Source organism: Streptomyces sp. NPDC042638 (genome assembly GCF_040647235.1).
GTDB classification, from domain to species: domain Bacteria; phylum Actinomycetota; class Actinomycetes; order Streptomycetales; family Streptomycetaceae; genus Streptomyces; species Streptomyces rameus.
Genome location: NZ_JBEZBT010000015.1, coordinates 52,692 through 75,402, shown reverse-complemented (window position 1 = coordinate 75,402; position 22,711 = coordinate 52,692). Strand labels below are relative to the sequence as shown.

The following is a 22,711-nucleotide window of genomic DNA, read 5'->3' as shown; positions in this document are numbered from 1 at the left end:
CGGACCGCGAGGTGTCCGGGCGCCGGGGGCCGTACGGGTCAGGTCACGGCAGCGCGTGCACGTGGGCTCCCACCGCGCTCGACCACGCGTTGCCCGACGCCGCGTCCCAGTTCGTGGACCAGGTCATCGCGCCCCGCAGGTCGGGGTAGGTCTTCGACGGCTTGAAGGAGCCGCAGTTCACGGCCTTCGTCAGGCAGTCCAGGGCGTTGTTCACCACCGTGGGGGAGACGTAGCCGCCGCCCGCCGCACGGGTGGAGGCGGGGAGGCCGAGGCCCACCTGGGACGGGGAGAGGCCGCCCTCCAGCTGGATGCAGGCGAGGGCCGTCAGGAAGTCGACCGTGCCCTGGCTGTAGACCTTGCCGTCGCAGCCCAGCATCGAACCGCTGTTGTAGTACTGCATGTTGACGACCGTGAGGATGTCCTTCACGTTCAGCGCGGTCTGGAAGTAGGACCCGGACGTCGACTGCATGTCGATCGTCTGCGGGGCCATCGTGATGATCAGGGACGAGCCCGCCTTCGCGGACAGGGAGCGCAGGGCCTGCGTCATGTAGGTCGGGTTGAGGCCGTTCTCCAGGTCGATGTCGACGCCGTCGAAGCCGTAGGTCTGCATCAGCGAGTAGACGGAGTTGGCGAAGTTCGCCGCCGAGGCCGCGTCGTTCACCGACACCGTGCCCTTCTCCCCGCCGATGGAGATGACGACCTTCTTGCCGGCCGCCTGCTTGGCCTTGATGTCGGCCTTGAACTGGTCGGCGGTGTAGCCGCCGAGGCCGGCGGAGTCCAGGGTGAAGGAGACGGCTCCCGGGGTCGACGTCGCGTCCGCGAAGGCGACCGCGATGATGTCGTAGGCGGAGGGGACGTCGGAGATCTTCTGCACCGTCGCGCCGTTGTCGAAGTTCTGCCAGTAGCCGGTCACCGCGTGCTTGGACAGGGTGCCCCCGCCCCCGCCCGAGCCGGAGGTCGTCGTGCCGGTCACGGAACCCGACCTGGCCGACTCGCCCGCCGCGTTGGCCGCCGTCACCTGGAAGGTGTACGACGTGGCGGCCGTCAGTCCGGTCACCGTGGCCGACGTGCCGGTCACCGCCGTGACCTTGGTGCCGTTCCGGTAGACGTTGTAGGCCGTCGCGCCCGACACCGCGGACCAGGACAGGGAGACCGAGGAGGACGTCGTACCGGTGACGGTCAGGCCGGCCGGGGCCGCCGGGACCGTCGGGGCCGGGTCGCCGCCTCCGCCGCCGTCGGGGCCGTAGACCGAGACGTCGTCGGCGTAGTAGGCCGCCTGGCCGTACCAGCCGTGGGTGTAGACCGTGACCGACGTCGTGGACGCGCCCGTCGTGAAGGTCGTCGACAGCTGCTTCCACGCGGAGGAGTCCGGGGTCCACGTCGAGACGTCCGTGGTGCCCGTGCCCGTCACGCCCAGGTACGAGTAGCCGCCCTGCACCCACGCGCTCAGCGTGTACGTCGCGTTGGGCTTGACCGCCACCGCCTGGGTGCACTGGGCGTTGTCCTGGCCGGCCGGGGTCGCCTTCAGTGCCGCGGTGCCGCCGTGCGCCGGGGAGGAGACCGTCGTGCCGCTGCCGGCCGAACAGGTCCAGTTGGCCAGGCCGGACTCGAAGCCCGCGTTCTTGACGTTGTTCACGTCCGCCGCGGCCGCCGGGGAAGCGGCGAGGCCCGCGACCGAGAGGGCCAGGGCGGTGGCGGCGGACCACGTCGCGAGCCGCCGTCTGCGGGGTCTGGGTGTGCCTGGTGCGCGGTCCACTGGAGCCTCCGGTGGGGAGTTGGCGGGGAGGGGGAGAGGACGGTGGCCACCGCTTGCCCTACAAGTTGGTCCAGACCAATCCGGGTGTCAAGAGGTCCAGACCAAACCCGTTTCCGGTCGGCGGCACAACCTGTCCGGGTTTGGCGGCAGTTGTGCCGGGACAGTTGCACACCGGCTCCACAAACGCTGTTCTCCGGCCAACGGGCCGTGGATACAGTGCTCAGGTAGTCACGCAATGAAGTCGTCCCGGCGCACTGGAGTGACACCGGTGGGCCCGGCGGGTGTGAAGAGCGGGGAGCTGCGCGTGCCAACTGCCATTGCCGTGACCAGTGCCGACACGGCGCTGCCGGCACAGGACGAACGGACCGTGCCGGCCGTCGTGCTGGAGGGTCTCGACCGCAAGCCGCTGGAGCAGGCCCTCGCCGAACTCCACACCCTGACCGAGCAGCACGGATACCTGGTCGTCGTGTGCTCGCAGGCCACCCCGGAACCGGTCGTACGGCGGCTTCACACCCTGCGCTCCCTGTTGGAGAGCGACCGCATCGCCCTGTTCCGGCCCGGCCTGCCACCGCTCGGCATCGCCGTCCTGGCCCGGCAGCTGCGCCAGCTCGCCTCCTGCGACCTCGGCCCGGGCGTGCTCGCCTCCGCCGGCCGGCTGCTCACCCACTACATCCACGCCGGCGCCGTCCTCGGCTCCGTCGCCAGGCTTGACCGGGTCCCGGTCGGGCTGAAGGCGCACGCCAGATCCTGGGTGCCGGGCAGCCAGTTCGCCGTCCTCGCCCATCCCGACCCCCAGCTCGTCAAGGTCGCGCCCGACGTCACCCTCAAGGGGCCCGAGTTCAGCACCTGGATGCTGGTCGCCAAGGGGCAGCTGCAGAGCGACTGGGTGGCCGGCCTCGGTACCCGGTGGGGCGTGCACGGACTGCGTGAGACACCGCTGCCCGCCGAGTCCCCCGTGTGGTGGGGAACCGGCCGCATGGTCGAGTTCTGCGGCTACCTCGCCGACCTCTCCGTCCTCTACCAACTGGTCACGTCCGTGCGGCAGACCAGCTGTCACTGGTGCGGCCTCGACGTCATCGGAGACCGCTGCGTCTTCTGCTCCGCTACCGCGCCGCCCGCCCACGAACCCGCCGCGCCCCGCGCCCTGGAACGCGGCAGGCAACGCACTCCCGCCTGACCTGACCTGACCTGACCTGACCTGACCGGACCGGCCACCGCCACTCGGCCACGGCCCCTCGGAATCCGACCGCCCCGACCCGAACGCCCCGACCGCCCCGACCGACCGGATCACGACCCTCACATCCCGCTCGACCGATTCCCCCAATGAGGTTGCACGGTTCATGAACTCCCGTCAGCGCCGCGGCGTGATACTCCTGATCCTGTCGGCCCTGTGCGCTCTGGGCGCGTTCGCCGGCGTGCTCTCCGTCGTCCACGACGCGAACTCCAAGGTCGGGCCCGAGGTCACCGCCTACCGGGTCAGGTCCGAGGTGAAGCCGTACACCGCGCTGGACACGGGCCAGTTCGAGAAGATCGAGATGCCGAAGCGGTGGCTGTCCGGCAACGCCGTCACCGACCTCCGGCAGATCCGCGGCAAGATCGCCGTGACCACCCTGCGCGCGGGCTCCCTGCTCCAGACCGACATGGTCGTGGACCAGCCGGCCCTCCAGCCCGGCCAGCAGGAGGTCGCCATCATGATCGACGCGGCGACCGGCGTCGCCGGCAAGATCACCCCCGGTTCGCGCGTCAACGTCTACGCCACCTTCCAGGGGAAGAAGGAGGGCGACCCCGACCAGTCGAAGATCATCGTCACCGACGCCCGGGTCCTCGACGTCGGCCAGCTCACCGCCCTCGAACCCGACAAGGACAGGACCCAGCAGCCCACCGAGGCCGTCCCCATCACCTTCGCGCTGTCCACCATCGACGCCCAGCGCATCACCTACGCCGAGTCCTTCGCCGAGCGCGTCCGGCTCGCGCTCGTGGCTCCCGGCAGCGAGACCAGCGTTCCCGACAAGGACCGCACCTACGAACTCTCGACGGACAAGTGAGAGGCGGCCCGCATGCCCACCAGGATCCTCCCGGCCGGCGCTGACCCGGACGCCGTCCGCTCCCTCGTCACGCTGCTCAGCCAGCTCCCCGACGCCGAGCCGCAGCCTCCGGTGACCGACTCCACCCAACTGGTCGACGCCCTCGCCCGGGTCGCCGCCGAGTCGGTCGACGAACTGCCGGAAGTGGTCGTCGTCCACGAACGCATCGGCCCGGTCCCCGCCCTGGAGCTGATCCGCGAGGTCGCCCTGCGCTTCCCGGCCGTCGGCGTCATCCTCGTCACCACCGACGCGAGCCCCGGCCTGTTCGCCGCCGCGATGGACTCCGGCGCCCGCGGTCTGGTCTCGCTCCCGCTGTCGTACGAGGAACTCGCCAGCCGCGTCCAGGCCGTCGCCCAGTGGTCGACGGGGGTACGACGGCACCTCGGGCACGGTGCCGAGGTGCCGTCCGGGGCCGGCGGGACCGTCGTCACGGTCAGCGGGGCCAAGGGAGGTGTGGGCGCGACGCTGGTCGCCGTCCAGCTGGCCCTCGCCGCCCAGGCGTCCGGCCGCGCCACCGCGCTGGTCGACCTCGACCTCCAGACCGGCGACGTCGCCTCCTACCTGGACATCCAGTTCCGCCGGTCCGTGGCCGACCTGGCCGCCATCACCGACATCTCGCCCCGGGTCCTCGCCGACGCCCTCTTCCGCCACGACACCGGTCTCGCCCTGCTCCTCGCCCCCGGCGAGGGCGAACGCGGCGAGGAGGTCACCGACCGCGTCGCCCGCCAGATCGTCAGCTCCCTGCGCTCGCGCTACGAGGTCGTCGTCGTCGACTGCGGTGCCCAGCTCAGCGGCGCGGGCGCGGCGGTCGTCGAGATGGCCGACACCGCGCTGCTGGTCACCACGCCGGACGTGATCGCCGTACGCGCCGCCAAGCGGACCGTACGGATGTGGGACCGGCTGCAGATCCGCAAGGCCGAGGAGACGACGGTGGTCGTCAACCGGCACACCCGGAACACGGAGATCCAGCCCGCGCTGGTGCAGCGCATCACGGGCACGGCGCTGGCGCGCACGGCCGTGCCCGCCAACTTCAAGGAGCTGCAAGGCGTCGTGGACGCCGGGCGAGTACACGAGCTGGACGCCAGGAGCACGGTGAAGCAGGCGCTGTGGGCGCTCGCGGGGGAGCTGGGGCTGGTGCGGGCCGCGGACGAGGGGAGCGCCGGTTCCCACCGGGGCGGCGGCCGGGGACCGGTGGGCTTCCGGCGGCGGAAGGAGTGAGCGTGCGATGAGACCGCCGGACGGTGACCGGGGACAGGTGAGCGTCGAGTTCCTCGGGATGACACCGCTGATCATCCTGACGCTGGTGCTGATGTGGCAGGCCGTGCTCGTGGGGTACACCTTCACGCTCGCGGGGAATGCTGCGGACGAGGCGGTGCGGGCGGGGACGGCGGCGCCGCGGGGAGAAGCACGTCGGGCCGCGTGCGCCGAGGCAGGGCTGAAGCACCTGTCGGCGGCGTGGAGGGGGGATGCGAGCGTGGAGTGCAGTCCGTCCGGCTATGTCACGGCCGACGTCTCCCTCAAGGTCCCGGTCCTCTTCCCGGGTGCGATCTCCTTCCCCGTCACCGTGCACGGCCACGCCGGGGCCGTGGAGGAGGTGAAGCACTGAGATGCGCTGGCGCACAGGGCGCGACCGGGGCCAAGTGGCCATCGAATACCTGGGGTTCGTCCCCGTCCTGCTGATCGTCGGGCTGGCCGGCATCCAGCTCGGCGCCGTCGCCTACGCCGCCGAGCAGGCCGGTACGGCGGCCCGGGCGGGAGCGCGGGCGGCGTCCCTGGGGCAGGACCCCGGGCAGGCGTGCGCGCAGGCCGTCAGCGGCGCGCTCAGCGTGTCGTGCGGCGAGGACGGGGGCGGCGCCGACTCGGTCACCGTCACCGCCCGCGTCACCATCCCCACGATCCTCTGGAGCTTCGGTGACGCCACCAAGACCGCCACCATGCCCCGCGACCACTGACCGAGGAGTTGCAGACCCATGAGCCTGCGGGCACGCATCAGCACTCCGGAGGAGCACGGCAGCCGGGGCGAGGACGGGCACCTGGTCGCCTCCTACCGGGCCAAGCTGCTGGAGGAGATCGACCTCGCGGAGATGAGCTCGCTGGCCGCCGCCGAGCGCAGGGCGCGCCTGGAGCGGGTGCTCGGGCACATCATCAGCCGCGAGGGCCCGGTGCTGTCGACCGTCGAGCGGTCCCAGCTGATCCGCCGGGTCGTGGACGAGGCGCTCGGTCTCGGCATCCTCGAACCCCTCCTGGAGGACGCGTCGATCACCGAGATCATGGTGAACGGCCCCGACGCGATCTTCGTGGAGCGCGGCGGCCGGGTGGAGCAGCTGCCCCTCCGTTTCGCCTCCGCCGACCAGCTGATGCAGACCATCGAGCGGATCGTGTCGACGGTCAACCGCCGCGTCGACGAGTCGAACCCGATGGTGGACGCCCGCCTCCCCTCCGGCGAACGCGTCAACGTCATCATCCCGCCGCTGTCCCTGACCGGCCCGATCCTCACCATCCGCCGCTTCCCGCGGTCCTTCACCCTCCAGGAGCTGATCGGCTTCGGCTCGCTCGACGAGCACATGGTGTACCTGCTGGCGGGGCTGGTGCAGGCGAAGTTCAACATCATCGTCTCGGGCGCGACCGGCACCGGGAAGACGACCCTGCTGAACGCCCTGTCCGGGCTGATCCCCCGGCACGAGCGCATCATCACCATCGAGGACTCGGCCGAACTCCAGCTCCAGCAGACCCACGTGGTCCGCCTGGAGTCGCGCCCGCCGAACGTGGAGGGCAAGGGGCAGGTCTCCATCCGCGACCTGGTCCGCAACTCCCTGCGGATGCGCCCGGACCGGATCGTGGTCGGTGAGGTGCGCGGCGGCGAGTCCCTGGACATGCTCCAGGCGATGTCCACGGGCCACGACGGATCGCTGGCGACCGTGCACGCCAACAGCGCCGAGGACGCTCTCACCCGGCTCCAGACCCTGGCCTCCATGTCCGACGTCGAGGTCCCGTTCGTCGCCCTGCACGACCAGATCAACAGCGCCGTCGACGTCCTCGTCCAGCTCACCCGGTTCGCCGACGGCGCCCGCCGGATCACCGAGATCGCGCTGCTCGACAGCCATGGCGGGGAGCCGTACCGGCTGGCCACGGTCGCCCGGTTCGAGGCCCGGCCCATGACCCCCGACGGCCGTGTCCACGGCGCCTTCCGGTACTTCCCGCTGCCCCGCCGTACCGCCGACCGCCTCTACATGGCGAACCAGCCCCTCCCGCAGGCCTTCGGCGTCGCCCACACCGACGACCAGCTCGCCACCCGAGAAGCCAGGTAGGCCGCCCATGGAACTGCGCACCCTCGTCCAGCTCACCACCGGTGTGGCGCTGCTGGCCTGTGTCCTGGCGGTGGCCGGCGTGCACGCCTACGCCTCCGGCCGGGCCCGGCGCGCCGCCCTCGTCGACCGCCTCGCGCACACCGGCCCCCGGCCGGCCGACGGCCGCAGACGCCGCTTCCGGGGCGTGGACCGGCGACTGCGCCGTACCCGCCTCGGCCGCCGGCTCGAACTGCGGCTGGCGGCGACCGGCCTGGACCTCACACCGGGCGAGTTCTTCACGTACATGCTCGCCACGGTCGCCGCGCTCTGGCTGATCGGCCAGGCCACCCTGGCCCCCTTCTTCGGCCCGCTCGCCGGACTCCTCGGCGTCTGGGCGGCGGTGCAGTTCCTCAACTGGCAGCGCCAGAAGCGCATCGAACGCTTCATCGGCCAGCTTCCCGAACTCGCCCGCATCCTGGCCAACGCCACCCAGGCCGGCCTCGCCCTGCGCACCGCGATCGGCATGGCGGCGGAGGAACTGGAGGCCCCGGCCGGCGAGGAACTGGCCAAGGTCGCCGACCAGCTGGCCATCGGCCACTCCCTGGACGACGCGCTCGGCGAGCTGGCCGGCCGCCTCCCGTCCCGCGAACTGGTCGTCCTCGTCACCACGCTGGTGCTGTCGAACCGGGCGGGCGGCCAGGTGGTGTCGGCGCTGCGCAACCTGACCGAGACCCTGGAGGAGCGCAAGGAGACCCGGCGCGAGATCCGCACCCAGCTCTCCCAGGTGACCATGACGTCGTACGCCGTCCCCGTCCTCGGCGTCGGCGCACTGCTCCTCATGAACGGCGTGAAGTCCGGCGCGCTCGACCGCATGACCGGCTCACCGGTCGGCCAGGCGTGCGTGATCATCGCGTTCGCCATGTACGCCGTCGGGTTCGTCCTCATCCGCCGCATGAGCCGGATCGACGTGTGAGGGAGGTGAACCCGTGGCATTCCTACTCGCCCTGCTGATGGCCCTCGGCGTCTGGGGCGTCTTCACCGGCGTCCGCATGTACCGCGCCGACGCCAGGCTCCCCGCCGACCTCGCCGTCGCCCTGGAGGTCGGCGCCACCCGCACCGGCGCGGTCGGCTCGGTCATCGACCGCATGGGCATGCGCTACGCCCCGGCCGTGCTGCGCCTGATGGGCCCGCGCCTGGTGGCCAGGTACCGTCGGCGGATCGACCTCGCGGGCAACCCCGGCGGCCTGACCATCGACCGTTACGCGGCCCGCCGCGCGGTCTACGGCGCCCTCGGTGGCGTCGGCTTCCTGGTCTTCCTGCTGCGCGGCCAGTGGTTCGTGGCGCTGCTCCTGCTGCTGTTCGGCGCGCTGTGGACGGAGGTCGGCATCTGGTCGGCGATCCGCGTCCGCAGGGACGTCATCGAACGCACACTGCCGGACTTCCTGGACGTGCTGGCGGTGGTGGTCAGCGCCGGCCTCGGCTTCCGCCAGGCCCTGGACCGGGTCGCCACCCGCTACGAGGGCCCGTGGGCGGACGAACTGCGCATCACCCTGCGCCAGATGGACCTCGGCGTGAGCCGGCGCCAGGCGTTCGCGGAGCTCAGGAGGAGGAACGACTCCGAGCAGGTCGCCATGTTCGTGACGGCGCTGCAGCAGGGCGAGGAACTGGGCGCGCCCATCGTGGACACCCTGGTCTCCCTGGCCAAGGACATGCGCCGCACCGACGCGCAGAACGCCCGCCGCAAGGCCGCGCGCGCGGTGCCCAAGGCCACGCTGATGATCACCACGTTCATGGTCCCGGCGACGATGCTGCTGCTGGGCGCGGGCCTGCTGCTCGGCTCCGGGGTGGACTTCGGCTCGCTCACGGGGAAGTGAGGACGGGCATGGCGGTGGCGGGGCTGACGGCGCGGACGAGGCCCGGGAGGCGGGAGGCGGTGGCGCGTCCCGGGACGGGGCTGCGGCTGAGGCGGGCGGGCGGGCGGTTCGTGCGCCGGGCGGCCGCGCGCCGGGCGGCCGCACGTGAGGCCGTTTCCGGCCAGGCCGGTTCGCGTCGGGCGGTCTCCCCGGCCGAGCCCTCCGAGAAGCTCCAGATCCGCGCCCTGCAGGCGATGTGCCGCCAGGTCTTCGGCTTCCGGCTGGCGATGATCGTCGTGTCGGCCCCCGCCGCCCTGCTCAACGCGGCCCCCGGCCTGGGCGCCCGCCTGGTCGGCGCGGCCGTGGTCGTCACCTTCATGGTGTCCTACGTCCTCTTCCGCGACTGGGAACGCTTCGGCCCCCTCCTGCTGCGCCACCCCAGCCTGCTGGCCGCGGACACCCTCTTGGGCTCGTTCCTGCTGGTCTCCGCGGGCCCGGACACCACCCTCGCCTACGTCAGCGTCTGCACCCCCCTGCTGGCCGGCCTGGTCTACAGCTGGCGCGGCGCGGCCTGCTTCGCGTCCCTGCAGTCCCTGATCCTGCTGCTGGTCCACGCCACCCTGAAGGCCGACCGGCACGCGCCGGTCGCCGAGGCCCTCCTCCTGCCCGGCCTGTGCGTCATCGCCGGTGCCATGGGCTCGACCCTGCGCAACCTGATGCTCCGCTTCGGCTCCGCGACCCAGGCCCTGACCACGGTGCAGGCCCGCCTCGCGGCGGCGGAGGCGGTGAGCGCCGAGCGCGCCCGGCTGGCCCGCGAGATGCACGACTCCGTCGCCAAGACCCTGTACGGCGTGGCACTCGCGGCGGACGGCCTGGCGGCGACCGCTTCGGCCGACGCCCCGGATCCCGCCCGCGTCAGACAGCAGGCGGAACTGGTGTCCCGCTCGGCGCGCAGGGCGGCGGCGGAATCCCGGGAACTGCTGACGGACCTGCGCCGGGACCAGCCGGAGGGAACGGCCTGGAATCCGTTCTGGGACGAACTGGACCGGCAGGCGCTGGCCTTCACCGACCGCACGGGCCTGCGGGTCACCTGCCACCGGCCGCGGGCCGACCCCGCCCCGCTCCCGTCCGCCGTGGCCCGACACGTCCTCTCCATCGCCGCGGAGGCACTGGAGAACGCCCACCGCCACGCGTCGGCGACCCACGTGGACGTACGCGCCGCGGTCGACGGCCGGCTGCTGACGCTCACGATCCACGACGACGGCACCGGCCTGCCGCCCGGCACCACCCTGGAAAAGCTCCGCACGTCCGGCCACTTCGGGCTGCTCGGCATGGTCGAACGGGCCGCACAGGCGGGCGCCCGCATCCGTGTCGGCAGGGGCGCGCACGACCGGGGCACGGAAGTACGCCTGGACATCCCCCTGCCCACCCCCACCCCTCCGCCCCCCGACCCCCGGGCATGACCCGAGAGGAGGCACCATGCGGCCACCGCACTGCACCCCCCGGCCGGCCTTCCCGCCGCCGGCGCCGGATCCGGCGCCGTTGAGGCTGCTGGTCGCCGACGACAACCCCGTGGTCCGCGCCGGTCTGACGGCCCTGCTCTCGGGCCGTGCCGACACCACGGTGGTGGCGGAGGCGAGGGACGGGCGCGAGGCGTACGAGGAGGCGCTCCGGCACCGGCCGGACGTCATCCTCCTCGACGTCCGCATGCCCGGAGTGGACGGAATCTCGGCGTTGCCCCACCTGGTGCGGCTGGCCCCCGTCATGATGCTCACCTACAGCCACGAGACGGAGACCGTACGGGAGGCGCTGCGGCTGGGGGCGGGGGGATATCTGGTGCACGGCGAGTTCACCACGGAGCAGTTGGTACGGGCGGTGCGGGATGTGCGGGAGGGCCGGCCGCATGTCACGCCCGGCGCGGCGAGAGCGTTACTGACATCACTCCGGGAAGATGCACCTGCACACGGAGATCCCAACTCCCCTGAATTGCCAACAGATTCACCCTCCCCGACCCTTTCGCGATTGCAACCCTCTGTGGGACAGTCGTTCCGGTCACGGTTCCGGCTGAGTACGAGGGAGGCGGAGATCATGGACCTCATCGCGTCCGGGATGACCAACCAGCAGATCGCCGCCGCCTGCTTCATCAGCGAGAAGACGGTGAAGAACCACATCAACCACATCTTCGCCAAGCTCCACACCACGACGAGGTCCCAGGCCGCGGCCAAGTGGCTGGGGGTGGCCTGACGTGGGGGCGAAGGGGAGGGAATGGGTCCGCGGCTGGGCCCCCGGGCCCTTGGGCCCCGGGACGACCGGGCCGTACGTTGCCCGAACCGGAGGCGAAGCTGGAGGGGAACACCGTGAGCAAATGGTTCAACACCACCGTCGTGTATCTGCAGTCCCGCGCCGCGCGGAGCGACAAGGGGCAGACCGCGGTGGAGTACCTCGGCATCATCGCGGTGGTCGTGGCGATCGTCCTGGCGATCACCGGCACGAGCATCGGTCAGACGATCTTCGACGCGATCAGGAACAAAATCAGCGAGGTCACCGGCGGCTGAATGACCTACGCCGCGACGCGGGGCAGGCCTTCCCCATCTACATCACGGTGGTGGCGGGCCTGCTCTTTCTTGCGTTGGCCTATCTGGCCGTCGGCCAGGCCGCGGTGAACCGGAGCGGCGCCCAGACGGCGGCGGATGCGGCAGCGCTCGCGGCGGCCCAGGACGAACGGCACCAGCTCACGCAGCAGTGGAGGTCGGTTCTGCGTGACCCCGAGAAGTGGCAGGAGATCTTCGAGGGCAACGTGACGCTCGATGATCCCTGCGGGCGGGCCCGCCAACTGGCCGCGCAGAACGACGCCGAAGTGTACAACTGCTTCGCCCCGGCCTTGCTGAAGTTCCGCGTCGACGTACAGACCGACAAATCCGTCGGCCGATCTGTCGTACCGGGCAGCGAGAACTACATGTCCAAGGCGTCCGCCGTCGCCGAAATAGAAGCCCTCTGCGGCCCCACGCCCGTCGCTCAGGGAGCCGAGGACGGCAACCTGCCTGACCTGACCTGCAAGGACGGCAAGGTCTGGCGTCTGAAGCCGGACGACGCAACAGGACTCCCGAAGCCTGAAGACCTTTTCGACGTCCACCTGACCGACTCATGAACGAACGATCGATGACGAAGGAAGCGGAGCGATGAGCATTCGGTTCACTGCGAAGGCTCGCAGGGGGATGGTCGCGTTGACCGTTGCGGCTGGTCTGGCCGTGGGTGCAGCCGGTTGCGGCGGGGGCGGTGGTGACGACAAGAAGCCCGAGGGGGCAGCGCCGACTTCCCGGACGTCGGGATCCGACCCGAGCACCCAGGAGGGGCAGACGGACGAGCCGCTGGCCGAATTGAAGGGTACGGGCGGCCTGCTCCTCCAGATCACCTCCGCACAGCGTGATTCCGGTGGCTTCGTCACGGTGAACGGCACCCTGAAGAACGACGGGGCCAAGGACCTCCTCATTCCGGCCGCCCTCAGCGGCAACGAAACCGAGATCACCAAGAACGGCCCGTCTCTTGGTGGAGCGACCCTCGTCGACTCCAAGGGGAAGAAGCGCTACTACGTACTGCGTGACACAGAAGGGCGCCCACTCACCACAACCGGGCTGAACACGCTCAAGGGTGGGCAGACACTACCGGTCTTCATGCAGTTTCCCTCCCCGCCCGCGGACATCACCGAGGTGACCCTCCAACTCCCCACCCTCTCCAGCGCCACCGTCAAGATCTCCGGATGAGGCCGAAGTGATCACCACCCGCCTTTCCGTCGCCGTGGCCGTCACCCTGCTCCTCGCCGTCACCCCGGCCCGGGCCGACGACACCGGTCCCAGCGATCCCCCCGGCACCGAGCCCACCGCCACCGCCCCCGTCGACGTCGACCCCACCGACCCCGACCTCAAGCTCCCCGAAGGCGCCACGCTCGCCGCGGCCAAGGTGCTGGACATCAAGTCGGTCGTCGAGGAACAGAGTGGGGACGAGCGGCGCGAGGACACCAACGCCGACGTGACCTTCGCCCTGCAGGCCGAGGTGCTGTTCGGCAAGGACAGCGCCAGGCTCGGCGAGGAGGCGAAGGGCCGCATCGGCACCATCGCCGAGGAGATCAGGAAGCAGAACGCGACCCAGGTCCGCGTCTTCGGCTTCACCGACGACCTCGGCTCCGCCGCCCACGGCGACATCCTCTCCCGGCAGCGCGCCAACGCCGTGCAGGCCGTACTCGACCAGGACCTGAACTCCCCGTCCATCACCTTCGACGTCCGCGGCTACGGAGAGCAGTACCCCATCGCCGACAACTCCTCCGAGGAGGGCCGGCGGAAGAACCGGCGCGTCGAGGTGACCTTCCCCCGTACCCGGCAGTGACCGCCGACGCCCGCCGACGCCGTCCCGTGGTCCCGCGGACCGGCCCGGTCGTCCGTCCTCAGTGTGTCTCCTCCACCTCCACCCGGACTCCCGCCCGGATGCCCCACCCCGCCATCGCCCCCGCCCCCGCCTCCAGCACGTGCCGTGCCCGCAGGCGGGGCAGGCCCAGGCGGCCCGGAATCATCGTGCGGACGGCGATGACCGTCAGCCGCCGGTCGAGGTAGGCCACGTCGATCGGGATCCGCATCCCGAACGTGTGCACCCCGCTCGCCGGCGACAGCAGCATCGCCCCGTCCACCGAGTCCCGGCCCAGGAGCCCCTTCGTCCGCGCCCGGTAGGAGGCCGAGATCTCCAGCGGGACTTGAGCGGTGAGCACCTCCCCGGAGGCCGCCCGCACGACCAGCCGTCCTCGTCCGTCCCGTCGGCGCCCCATGCCCCGTCCTCCCCGCCCGCCGCCGCCAACCCGCCGGGCCCGTAATTGTGTTGCTCATTCCCGTCATCCCCACTAGGAAGGGCGTCATGACAGGAATCGGTGTCGTGTTCCGCCCCCAGCTTCCGCCCGAGCGGCTTCGGTCCGTCGCCCGCCTCGCCGACGACGTGGGCCTCGAGGAGCTGTGGCTGTGGGAGGACTGCTTCCTGGAGGGCGGGGTGTCCACGGCCGCCGCCGCGCTCGCCTGGACGGAGCGGGTCCGGATCGGCATCGGGCTGCTGCCCGTGCCGCTCAGGAACGTGGCCGTGACCGCCATGGAGGCCGCCTCACTGGAACGCATGTTCCCCGGCCGGGCCGTCCTGACCGTGGGGCACGGAGTGCAGGAGTGGATGGGACAGGTCGGCGCCCGGGCCGCCTCACCGCTCGGACTCCTCGGTGAGCACCTCGACGCCCTGCGCGCCCTGCTGCGCGGTGAGAGGCTCAAGGTGCGCGGACGGTACGTCCAGCTCGACGACGTCGCCCTCGACTGGCCCCCGCGTCGCCCGGTCGACATCCTCGCGGGCGGTACCGGCCCCCGTACGCTCCGGCTCTCCGGCGAGAAGGCCGACGGCACCCTCCTGACCGCCGCCACGCCGGCGGCCGGGGTACGGCGGGCCCGGGAACTCGTCGAGGAGGGGCGACGGGCGGCCGGGCGCAGCGGCCCGCACCGGATCGTCGTCTACCTCCTGGCCGCCACGGGGGCCGGCGCCGACGCCCGGCTGCGCGCCGAACTCGCGGCCGAGGGGCTGACGCCGGTGCCGGACCTGGGCGTCGCCGGGGACGCGGACGCGGTGGCCGAGGCGGTGCGGCGACTGGCCGAGGCCGGTGCGGACACGGTCGTACTGCAGCCGACGGCGGACGAGCCCGACCCGGAGGGCTTCGTACGGTTCACCGCCGAGGAGGTCCGGCCCCTGGTGGGGTGAGGACCGGACGCGCGGCGGTTCCCGTGGGCCCCGGGGGAGCAGCGGGCGGCCCGCGCGGCCGTCGCTCACGGACGCGGTGGCCGGGGGCTTCGCACCACGCCCTGCGATCATGACGCCATGACTGCGCACCGTTCTTTCGAAGACCTCGTGGCCGAGGCGGTCGCCGTGCCCACCGACGGGTGGGACTTCGCGTGGTTCGAGGGGCGGGCCACCGAGGCGCGGCCCTCGTGGGGGTACGCCGTCTCGGCGGGGGAGCGGCTGGCCGGAGCCGGAGCTGTGCTGGACATCCAGACCGGGGGCGGGGAGGTGCTGGACTTCGCGCTGGGCCGGGCGGAGCCGTCCCGGCCCGTGCTGGTCGCGGCGACCGAGGGCTGGCCGCCGAACGTGGCCAGGGCGACCGCCCTGCTCCGGCCGCGCGGTGTCGTCGTCGTCGCCGCCCCGGACGACGCTCCGCTGCCGTTCGCGGACGAGGCGTTCGACCTGGTCCTCAGTCGGCACCCGGTGCGCCCCCACTGGGACGAGATCGCCCGGGTACTGCGGCCCGGCGGCACCTATCTCGCCCAGCACGTGGGGCCGGCCAGCGTCTTCGAACTGGTCGAGTACTTCCTGGGGCCGCAGCCGGAGGAGGTGCGCCGCGCCCGCGACCCCGAGCGGGAGCGGGCCGGCGCCGAGGCGGCGGGACTGGAGGTCGCCGGGCTGCGGGCGGAGCGCCTGCGGATGGAGTTCCGGGACATCGCCGCCGTCGTCCACTTCCTGCGCAAGGTCGTCTGGATGGTCCCGGGCTTCACGGTCGAGGCGTACGAGCCCCGTCTCCGGGCACTGCACGAACGGATCGAGCAGCAGGGGCCGTTCGTCGCGCACAGCGCCCGGCACCTCTTCGACCTGCGCAAGCCCGCCCTCTGACGAAACCGGCGGACAGCCGGAAAGCGGTGCGATCCGGCCAGGGGTTCTCCCGGGGTTCTCCAGGGGTTTCCACATTGTTATCCATCACGGTTCACATGAGCCCCACCTGTCACGTAGGTTCAGACCAAGGTAATTCGCGTGAGCAAAGCTGCGCGGCCGGTACCGCGCAGTGGAGGGGGCTGCGCGGTGCCGTGAAGCCGGTGATCGCCGCCAGGCGTCCGGGCGGAGCGGTCAAGTCCCGTTCGCCCGTCGGGTCGCCCATCGGGGGGACGCCGGGGCCAACACGCCGATGTGACCCCAAGTTGGCCTAATCCCTGTGAATTCTTTCATTCCGGCTGGATTCACCTGGGAATCCACTGCGAACCGGCCTCGGGGAGCAACTGAAGCCCGCATTCCGCGGCCATTGGGGCGTTGCCGGGTGATTCCGGAGAGTAGTTGTGGCGCGCCGATGCACCCACCATCCCTCACGAAGGGTTATGGTGGAAACCCCCCCTCGGGCCGGTCCGTCTCCCCCCCACGGACCGGCCCGTTTTTTTCATGCGGCGGCCGGGAACCTCCCGGCCGGGTGCCGGCGTCCCCCTCACGGACGCGGGACCGTGCTCGATGTGCGGCTGCGCCGCGTGGGCGCGACCGGCCCCCAACGGCCCCCCCGGACGCCGGTGTACGGACCAGGACCCCAAGCCCGGGCCGGGACCAGCCCTCCGGCAGCGGTAGGCTCAACGGCTCCGGCACCCATACCCCGCGCCCAACCCCCGGAGGGTCACGTGAACCTGCGCGACAAGCTGCGCGGCCTGCTCGTCAGGCTCTACGCACGCCGGGTGGAAGGCCACCTGGACCACGCTCAGGTGCCCAAGCACATCGGCGTCATCATGGACGGCAACCGCCGCTGGGCGAAGGCGTCCGGTTCCACCACGGTCCACGGTCACCGGGCCGGTGCCGAGAAGATCGAGGAGTTCCTGGGCTGGTGCTCCGAGACGGACGTCGAGGTCGTCACCCTGTGGCTGCTGTCCACCGACAACTTCGACCGTCCCCGGGACGAGCTGGTCCCCCTGCTCGGCATCATCGAGGACGTCGTCCGCACCCTCGCCGCCGACGGCCGCTGGCGCGTGCACCACGTCGGCACGCCGGACCTGCTGCCCTCGCAGATGCAGACGGCGCTGAAGGAGGCCGAGGAGGCCACCGCCCACATCGACGGGATAGTGGTCAACGTCGCCATCGGCTACGGCGGCCGGCAGGAGATCGCCGACGCCGTGCGCTCCATGCTGCACGACGCGCACGACCGGGGTGTGTCCATGGAGGACCTCGCCGAGTCCGTCGACGTCGACATGATCGGCCGTCACCTCTACACCGGCGCCCAGCCCGATCCGGACCTGGTCATCCGCACCAGCGGCGAGCAGCGGTTGTCCGGATTCATGCTCTGGCAGACCGCTCACTCGGAGTACTACTTCTGCGAGGTCTTCTGGCCGGCCTTCCGGAAGGTCGACTTCCTGCGCGCCCTGCGCGACTACGCCGCACGTCATCGCCGTTACGGCGGCTGAACCGGCCCGTACCGCCCCGTCGCCGCCCGGTGACGGGGCGGTGTCGCTTACCCCGGTTCGCGGACCTGTAACAAGGAGTTCACCAGCACGCTGTTGGCCGCATTTGCATGGCGGCGCATGTTCGAGGGCATAAACGAAACAGGTCGACACCCGAACCACGGGTGTCGGATCTCAGCGGGCGGCACGGGGCCGTCCGCCCGGGAGGCCCTTTGCACCAGCCCGACCGTGCGGTCACGGCACGGAAGCAGCCGCGGGGGGGCCGGTTCACGGCCCGCCGTGCGTGGGGCCAGACACCGGTCCAGCATCACTTCGTCGCTCCCCGACCTCATCCGAGGGGGTACGTCCTTCCGTGGTGACCAGCACAAAGCGCCATAAGCCCGACCGGCGCACCTATGTTCTCGACACCAGCGTCCTGCTGGCCGACCCGAACGCCCTGACCCGTTTCGACGAGCACGAGGTCGTGCTCCCCATCGTCGTGGTCACGGAGCTGGAGGCCAAGCGGCACCATCCCGAACTCGGCTACTTCGCCCGCCAGGCCCTGCGCCTGCTGGACGACTACCGGGTGAAGAACGGTCGCCTCGACGCCCCCATCCCGATCGGGGAACTCGGCGGGACGGTCCGGGTCGAGCTCAACCACTCGGACCCCAGCGTGCTGCCCACCGGCTACCGCCTGGGGGACAACGACTCCCGCATCCTCGCGGTGGCCCGCAACCTGCAGGCCGAGGGGTTCGACGTCACCGTCGTGTCGAAGGACCTGCCGCTGAGGATCAAGGCGTCCTCGGTCGGCCTCCTCGCCGAGGAGTACCGGGCCGAGCTGGCCATCACGGACAGCTCGGGCTGGACCGGGATGTCCGAACTCACCCTGTCGGGCGAACAGGTGGACATCCTCTTCGAGGAAGGACATGTGTACGTCCCGGAGGCGTCCGGCCTCCCCGTGCACACCGGGCTGACCATCCAGTCCGAGCGCGGCAAGGCGCTCGGCCGGGTCACCGCCGAGGGCAATGTCCGCCTGGTGCGTGGCGACCGGGAGGCGTTCGGCATCAAGGGCCGCAGCGCCGAGCAGCGCATCGCGCTCGACCTGCTGCTCGACCCGGACGTCGGCATCGTCTCGATGGGCGGCCGGGCCGGCACCGGCAAGTCGGCCCTGGCGCTGTGCGCGGGCCTGGAGGCGGTCCTGGAGCGCCGCCAGCACCAGAAGGTGATGGTCTTCCGGCCGCTGTACGCGGTCGGCGGCCAGGAGCTGGGCTATCTGCCCGGCTCCGAGGCGGAGAAGATGAGCCCGTGGGCGCAGGCCGTCTTCGACACCCTCTCGGCGGTCACCAGCCGCGAGGTCATCGAGGAGGTCACCGCGCGCGGGATGCTGGAGGTGCTCCCGCTCACCCACATCCGCGGGCGCTCGCTGCACGACGCGTTCGTGATCGTCGACGAGGCGCAGTCGCTGGAACGGAACGTCCTGCTGACCGTCCTGTCCCGGATCGGCTCCAACTCCCGGGTGATCCTCACCCATGACGTGGCACAGCGGGACAATCTGCGCGTAGGCCGTTATGACGGAGTCGTCGCCGTCGTGGAGAAACTGAAGGGACATCCCCTCTTCGCCCATGTCACGCTGACTCGGTCCGAGAGGTCCCAGATCGCGGCGCTTGTGACCGAAATGCTGGAGGACGGCCACATCTGACGCTGAACAGACGGCTGTTGGCGCCGTCCGGCAAAGGCCACGAGCCTAGCCGGGCGGCGCCTCGGTGTGTGGAGCTTTCCTGGAATCCCCAGAGCCAAGCGGGATGTGAGCTTTCACACGCAACACAGAATTGCCACGCGGCGTCCGGTTACGGCAGAGTCTCGTTCCTGTCAGGCCCCGCATACGACACACCTGTACCCCCAGCGGTACGGCACCACAGAAGTACCCCTCCAAACTCCATAGAGTCGTCGTATGCCGCCCGAGCACCATGCGGCGCTCCCCTCGGGGGAGTTGCCCACAGGGCCCGTGCCTCCCGTGACCCCGCAGTTGGGAGGCCAGTGTCAGGGGGCACGATCGCGTCCGCCAGGGTCACCGAAGCGGGCGATGCTGGAAGGAAACCGTGTGAGCCGGATTTCGGTCCGGGGATTCGCAGTGGCCTCGGCCACCGCGGTCACCGCCGTCGGAAGCGTCGTCGGAGTTGCCTCGGGCAGCGTCGCGCAGAACAACGACGCCGAGCCGACGGCTGCCGACACCACGCTCCTCGCGGACATACCCGCGGGTCAGCAGGCGCAGGTGCAGACCGCTTCCCTGACGCAGCAGGCCGACGCCCAGGCCATCTCCGCGGACGCGAGCGCCAAGAAGGACGCCGAGGAAGCGGCCCGCAAGGCCGCCGCCGAGACGGCCATCGCGAAGAAGGCCGAGGCGGAGAAGGCTGCCCAGGCGGCCAAGGACGCCAAGGAGCGCGCCGAGGCGAAGTCCGCCGCGGCCAGCCGCGGCACCGATGTCCGGGACTCCTCCAGCTTCCCGGTCCAGAGCAACTACTCCGTGGCGCAGATCCAGGCGATGGCGCGGCAGATGGTGGCCGGCGACCAGTTCCAGTGCTTCAGCAACATCGTGGACCACGAGTCCAGCTGGAACTACCACGCGGTCAACGCCTCCTCCGGTGCCTACGGTCTCTTCCAGGCCCTGCCCGCCGGCAAGTACGCCTCGGCCGGTGCCGACTGGCAGACCAACCCGGCCACCCAGATCAAGTGGGGCCTCAACTACATGAACGAGCGCTACGGCAGCCCCTGCCAGGCCTGGTCGTTCTGGTCGGCCAACCACTGGTACTAGGCGGCACGGTCACCTCTCGTTCCCGCGCAGCCCCTCCCCGTTCCCGGGGGAGGGGCTTTCGCACTGTACGGTCGTATCCGTACGACGCCAGGGGCGAGTGGTGGCCGACACCCGGGGACGCGGGGGAAGAGGACGGATCATGTCGCGAGTGCCAGGGTGGCTCGGCCGGCTCGGGGCCGGTCTCACCGAGATGAGCGAGCGCCTCGACGAGCGCCGGGCGGAGGTGGAGAAGGACCACACCGAACCGGCCGACTCCGCCGGTGCCGAGCCGGCCGACCCGCCCGCGGAGTCGGCCCCGCCCGTCCGCCGGCCCGCGCCGCCGGCCGGTCCCCGCCCCGATCCCGCCGCGGTCGTGCCCTGGGGTGTCCGGGTCGCCGCCGAGGCGGGCTGGCGGCTGCTGGTGCTGGCCGGCACCGTCTGGGTGCTGATGCGGGTCATCAGCGCCGTCCAGCTGGTGGTGTTCGCCTTCGTCATCGCCCTGCTGGTCACCGCCCTGCTCCAGCCGACGGTCGCCCGCCTCACCCGGCGCGGGGTGCCGCGCGGTCCGGCCACCGCGCTCACCGCCATCAGCGGCTTCGTCGTCATCGGCCTCATGGGCTGGTTCGTGACCTGGCAGGTCATGGAGAACATCGACACGCTCTCCACCCAGATCCAGAGCGGCATCGACGACCTGCGCAACTGGCTGCTGAAGAGCCCCTTCCACGTCACCGACAAGCAGATCAACCAGATCGCCAAGAACCTCCGCGAGGCGATCGGCGCCAACGCCGACCAGATAACGTCCGCGGGTCTGGAGGGAGTCCAGGTCATCGTCGAGGCCCTCACCGGCATCCTGCTGGTGTTCTTCTCGACGCTGTTCCTGCTCTACGACGGCAAGCGCATCTGGGAGTGGTTCCTGAAGCTGGTGCCCGCCGCGGCCCGTCCGGGCGTGGCCGGTGCCGGCCCGCGCGCCTGGCGCACCCTGACCGCCTACGTCCGCGGCACGGTCCTGGTCGCCCTCATCGACGCAGTCTTCATCGGCATCGGCATCTACTTCCTCGACGTGCCGATGGCCGTGCCGCTGGCCGTGTTCATCTTCCTGTTCTCCTTCATCCCGCTGGTCGGCGCGGTCGCCTCCGGGGCGCTCGCGGTGATCGTGGCGCTGGTCACCCAGGGCGTGTTCGCGGCCGTGATGACCCTGGCCGTGGTCCTCGCGGTGCAGCAGATCGAGGGGCACGTGCTGCAGCCGTTCATCCTCGGCCGCGCGGTACGGGTCCACCCGCTGGCGGTCGTCCTGACCGTGGCCGCCGGCGGGATGGTGGCCGGCATCGGCGGCGCGGTGGTCGCCGTACCGCTGGTGGCGGTGACGAACACGGTGGTCGGGTATCTGCGGCAGTACTCGCTGGAGATGCAGCTGGAGCCGTCCGTGGGGCCCGAGGACGTGCCGGCGGCGCGGGAGAACGCGGACGAGGCCGCCCCCCGGGAGCGCAACGCGGAAGACCCCGCCCACCAGGGGTGAGCGGGGTCCTCGTGACGTGCGCGGCTCAGTCGGCCAGCACGGCCTCGGCGTCCAGCGTGACGCCGACCGCCTGCACCACGGAGGCGATCTTGAACGCCTCCTGGACGGTCTCGCGCTCCACGCCGGCCTTGCGCAGCACCTGCTCGTGCGAGTCCAGGCACATGCCACAGCCGTTGATCGCGGAGACCGCGAACGACCAGAGCTCGAAGTCGACCTTCTCCACGCCCGGGTTGCCGATGACGTTCATCCGCAGGCCCGCGCGCAGGGTGCCGTACTCGTGGTCGGACAGCAGGTGCCGGGTCCGGTAGAAGACGTTGTTCATCGCCATGACGGCGGCGGCCGCCTTGGCGGCCTGGTACGCCTCCGGCGTGAGGTTCGCCTTCGCCTCCGGCTCCAGCTCACGCAGCACGATCGGGGAACGGGAGGCGATGGCGGTCGCCAGCACCGTGCCCCACAGCTGCTGTGCCGGGAGGTCCGAGTTGCCGATGACCGAGCCCAGGTTGAGCTTCAGGTCCTTGGCGTAGTCGGGGACGCGGGACTTCAGGGAGTCGAGCGACATGGGTCACTCACCAGCCAGCAGCGCGACCGGGTCCAGGGTCTCTTCGCCCTTGCTCCAGTTGCAGGGGCACAGCTCGTCGGTCTGCAGGGCGTCGAGGACCCGCAGGACCTCCTTGGGGTTACGGCCCACGGAACCGGCGGTGACCATCGTGAACTGGATCTCGCGGTTCGGGTCGACGATGAAGACGGCGCGCTGCGCGAAGCCGTCCTCGCCCTCGATGCCGAGGTCGCGCATCAGCTCGTGCTTGGAGTCGGCCAGCATCGGGAACGGCAGGTCGGTCAGGTCCGGGTGATCCTTGCGCCACGCGTGGTGGACGAACTCGGAGTCACCGGAGAAGCCGAGGATCTGCGCGTCGCGGTCGGCGAACTCGTCGTTCAGCTTCCCGAACGCGGCGATCTCGGTCGGGCACACGAACGTGAAGTCCTTGGGCCAGGCGAAGACCACGAGCCACTTGCCCTCGTAGGACTTGTGGTGGATCTGCTCGAACTCCTTGCCCTTCTCCAGGGACACGCAGGCGGTCAGTTCGAACTCGGGGAACTTGTCACCGACAGTGAGCACAAACTCTCCTTGCAGCGAGGAAACACCCCTTGTGGGGGTCTTTCCCTTGGGTTGGACGTCACCGATGCTGGCACAGGGTGCATTGATTAGGGAAATAGCTACACTCGGTCGTGTTGAT

The 22,711-nt window shown here is 71.1% G+C and carries 24 protein-coding genes; 20 read left to right on the top strand and 4 right to left on the bottom strand.

All coding sequences use genetic code 11. The features are described 5' to 3' along the window. Positions 1-43: 43 nt before the first annotated feature. Positions 44-1,756, bottom strand: a complete 1,713-nt coding sequence (locus tag AB0B40_RS15210) for a glycoside hydrolase family 18 protein (RefSeq protein WP_345046640.1) — start codon at positions 1,754-1,756, stop codon at positions 44-46. A gap of 235 nt (positions 1,757-1,991) precedes the next feature. On the opposite strand from AB0B40_RS15210, the gene AB0B40_RS15205 reads away from it, so the two are divergent. The 14 genes from AB0B40_RS15205 to AB0B40_RS15140 all read left to right on the top strand — a co-directional run bounded on the left by AB0B40_RS15205 (position 1,992) and on the right by AB0B40_RS15140 (position 13,360). Continuing rightward, positions 1,992-2,933 (top strand): hypothetical protein, encoded by a 942-nt coding sequence (locus AB0B40_RS15205; protein WP_345046642.1) that lies wholly within the window; start codon positions 1,992-1,994, stop codon positions 2,931-2,933. 163 nt (positions 2,934-3,096) lie between these two features. Then, entirely contained in the window at positions 3,097-3,801 is a 705-nt protein-coding gene (cpaB, locus tag AB0B40_RS15200) for a Flp pilus assembly protein CpaB (RefSeq protein WP_345046643.1), read from the top strand. Between the two features lie 12 nt (positions 3,802-3,813). Beyond that, positions 3,814-5,058, top strand: coding sequence for a P-loop NTPase (locus tag AB0B40_RS15195; RefSeq protein ID WP_345046644.1), 1,245 nt, complete (start codon positions 3,814-3,816; stop codon positions 5,056-5,058). 7 nt (positions 5,059-5,065) lie between these two features. After that, positions 5,066-5,446, top strand: a complete 381-nt coding sequence (locus AB0B40_RS15190; RefSeq protein WP_362264064.1) for a TadE family protein — start codon at positions 5,066-5,068, stop codon at positions 5,444-5,446. A gap of 1 nt (position 5,447) precedes the next feature. After that, positions 5,448-5,792: a TadE/TadG family type IV pilus assembly protein gene (locus tag AB0B40_RS15185; protein WP_345046646.1), complete on the top strand. Its 345-nt coding sequence runs from the start codon at positions 5,448-5,450 to the stop codon at positions 5,790-5,792. 18 nt (positions 5,793-5,810) lie between these two features. After that, complete coding sequence (locus tag AB0B40_RS15180) at positions 5,811-7,148, top strand: CpaF family protein (RefSeq protein ID WP_362264063.1); 1,338 nt, start codon at positions 5,811-5,813, stop codon at positions 7,146-7,148. Positions 7,149-7,155: 7 nt separating this feature from the next. Then, a complete protein-coding gene (locus tag AB0B40_RS15175; RefSeq protein ID WP_362264062.1) occupies positions 7,156-8,100 on the top strand; it encodes a type II secretion system F family protein in 945 nt (314 codons plus the stop codon). A 13-nt stretch (positions 8,101-8,113) separates the two neighbouring features. Continuing rightward, positions 8,114-9,001, top strand: a complete 888-nt coding sequence (locus AB0B40_RS15170) for a DUF5936 domain-containing protein (protein WP_345046650.1) — start codon at positions 8,114-8,116, stop codon at positions 8,999-9,001. 233 nt (positions 9,002-9,234) lie between these two features. Further along, positions 9,235-10,443, top strand: a complete 1,209-nt coding sequence (locus AB0B40_RS15165; RefSeq protein ID WP_362264088.1) for a histidine kinase — start codon at positions 9,235-9,237, stop codon at positions 10,441-10,443. Between the two features lie 16 nt (positions 10,444-10,459). Continuing rightward, positions 10,460-11,224 (top strand): response regulator transcription factor, encoded by a 765-nt coding sequence (locus AB0B40_RS15160; protein WP_345046651.1) that lies wholly within the window; start codon positions 10,460-10,462, stop codon positions 11,222-11,224. A 113-nt stretch (positions 11,225-11,337) separates the two neighbouring features. Continuing rightward, positions 11,338-11,535: a hypothetical protein gene (locus tag AB0B40_RS15155; protein WP_362264061.1), complete on the top strand. Its 198-nt coding sequence runs from the start codon at positions 11,338-11,340 to the stop codon at positions 11,533-11,535. Then, a complete protein-coding gene (locus tag AB0B40_RS15150; RefSeq protein WP_362264087.1) occupies positions 11,532-12,128 on the top strand; it encodes a pilus assembly protein TadG-related protein in 597 nt (198 codons plus the stop codon). The genes AB0B40_RS15155 and AB0B40_RS15150 overlap by 4 nt, the downstream gene beginning before the upstream one ends. Before the next feature lie 31 nt (positions 12,129-12,159). After that, complete coding sequence (locus AB0B40_RS15145; protein WP_362264060.1) at positions 12,160-12,741, top strand: hypothetical protein; 582 nt, start codon at positions 12,160-12,162, stop codon at positions 12,739-12,741. Positions 12,742-12,751: 10 nt separating this feature from the next. Beyond that, positions 12,752-13,360: an OmpA family protein gene (locus AB0B40_RS15140; protein ID WP_345046705.1), complete on the top strand. Its 609-nt coding sequence runs from the start codon at positions 12,752-12,754 to the stop codon at positions 13,358-13,360. A 58-nt stretch (positions 13,361-13,418) separates the two neighbouring features. Here AB0B40_RS15140 and AB0B40_RS15135 read toward each other — a convergent pair whose 3' ends face one another. Beyond that, positions 13,419-13,793 carry a DUF192 domain-containing protein gene (locus tag AB0B40_RS15135; protein WP_345046657.1) on the bottom strand — a complete coding sequence of 125 codons (375 nt, stop codon included), beginning with the start codon at positions 13,791-13,793 and terminating at the stop codon, positions 13,419-13,421. Positions 13,794-13,879: 86 nt separating this feature from the next. On the opposite strand from AB0B40_RS15135, the gene AB0B40_RS15130 reads away from it, so the two are divergent. The 6 genes from AB0B40_RS15130 (at position 13,880) to AB0B40_RS15105 (ending at position 21,476) form a co-directional block, all read left to right on the top strand. Further along, positions 13,880-14,752: an LLM class flavin-dependent oxidoreductase gene (locus tag AB0B40_RS15130; RefSeq protein WP_345046658.1), complete on the top strand. Its 873-nt coding sequence runs from the start codon at positions 13,880-13,882 to the stop codon at positions 14,750-14,752. Positions 14,753-14,869: 117 nt separating this feature from the next. After that, positions 14,870-15,655, top strand: a complete 786-nt coding sequence (locus tag AB0B40_RS15125) for a class I SAM-dependent methyltransferase (RefSeq protein ID WP_345046660.1) — start codon at positions 14,870-14,872, stop codon at positions 15,653-15,655. A 764-nt stretch (positions 15,656-16,419) separates the two neighbouring features. Next, positions 16,420-17,193 (top strand): isoprenyl transferase, encoded by a 774-nt coding sequence (locus AB0B40_RS15120; protein WP_345046662.1) that lies wholly within the window; start codon positions 16,420-16,422, stop codon positions 17,191-17,193. A 349-nt stretch (positions 17,194-17,542) separates the two neighbouring features. Then, positions 17,543-18,868, top strand: a complete 1,326-nt coding sequence (locus AB0B40_RS15115) for a PhoH family protein (RefSeq protein ID WP_345046664.1) — start codon at positions 17,543-17,545, stop codon at positions 18,866-18,868. A 384-nt stretch (positions 18,869-19,252) separates the two neighbouring features. Further along, positions 19,253-19,981, top strand: a complete 729-nt coding sequence (locus AB0B40_RS15110) for a transglycosylase SLT domain-containing protein (RefSeq protein WP_345046665.1) — start codon at positions 19,253-19,255, stop codon at positions 19,979-19,981. Between the two features lie 139 nt (positions 19,982-20,120). Beyond that, positions 20,121-21,476, top strand: coding sequence for an AI-2E family transporter (locus AB0B40_RS15105; RefSeq protein ID WP_362264059.1), 1,356 nt, complete (start codon positions 20,121-20,123; stop codon positions 21,474-21,476). 25 nt (positions 21,477-21,501) lie between these two features. Here the strand turns inward: AB0B40_RS15105 and AB0B40_RS15100 are convergent, their stop codons facing one another. Together AB0B40_RS15100 and AB0B40_RS15095 are read right to left on the bottom strand one after the other, a co-directional pair. After that, the gene (locus tag AB0B40_RS15100) at positions 21,502-22,035 is read right to left on the bottom strand and encodes an alkyl hydroperoxide reductase (protein WP_345046668.1); all 534 of its coding nucleotides are present in this window, start codon (positions 22,033-22,035) and stop codon (positions 21,502-21,504) included. A 3-nt stretch (positions 22,036-22,038) separates the two neighbouring features. Beyond that, positions 22,039-22,593: a peroxiredoxin gene (locus tag AB0B40_RS15095; RefSeq protein WP_161294273.1), complete on the bottom strand. Its 555-nt coding sequence runs from the start codon at positions 22,591-22,593 to the stop codon at positions 22,039-22,041. Positions 22,594-22,711: the final 118 nt, after the last annotated feature.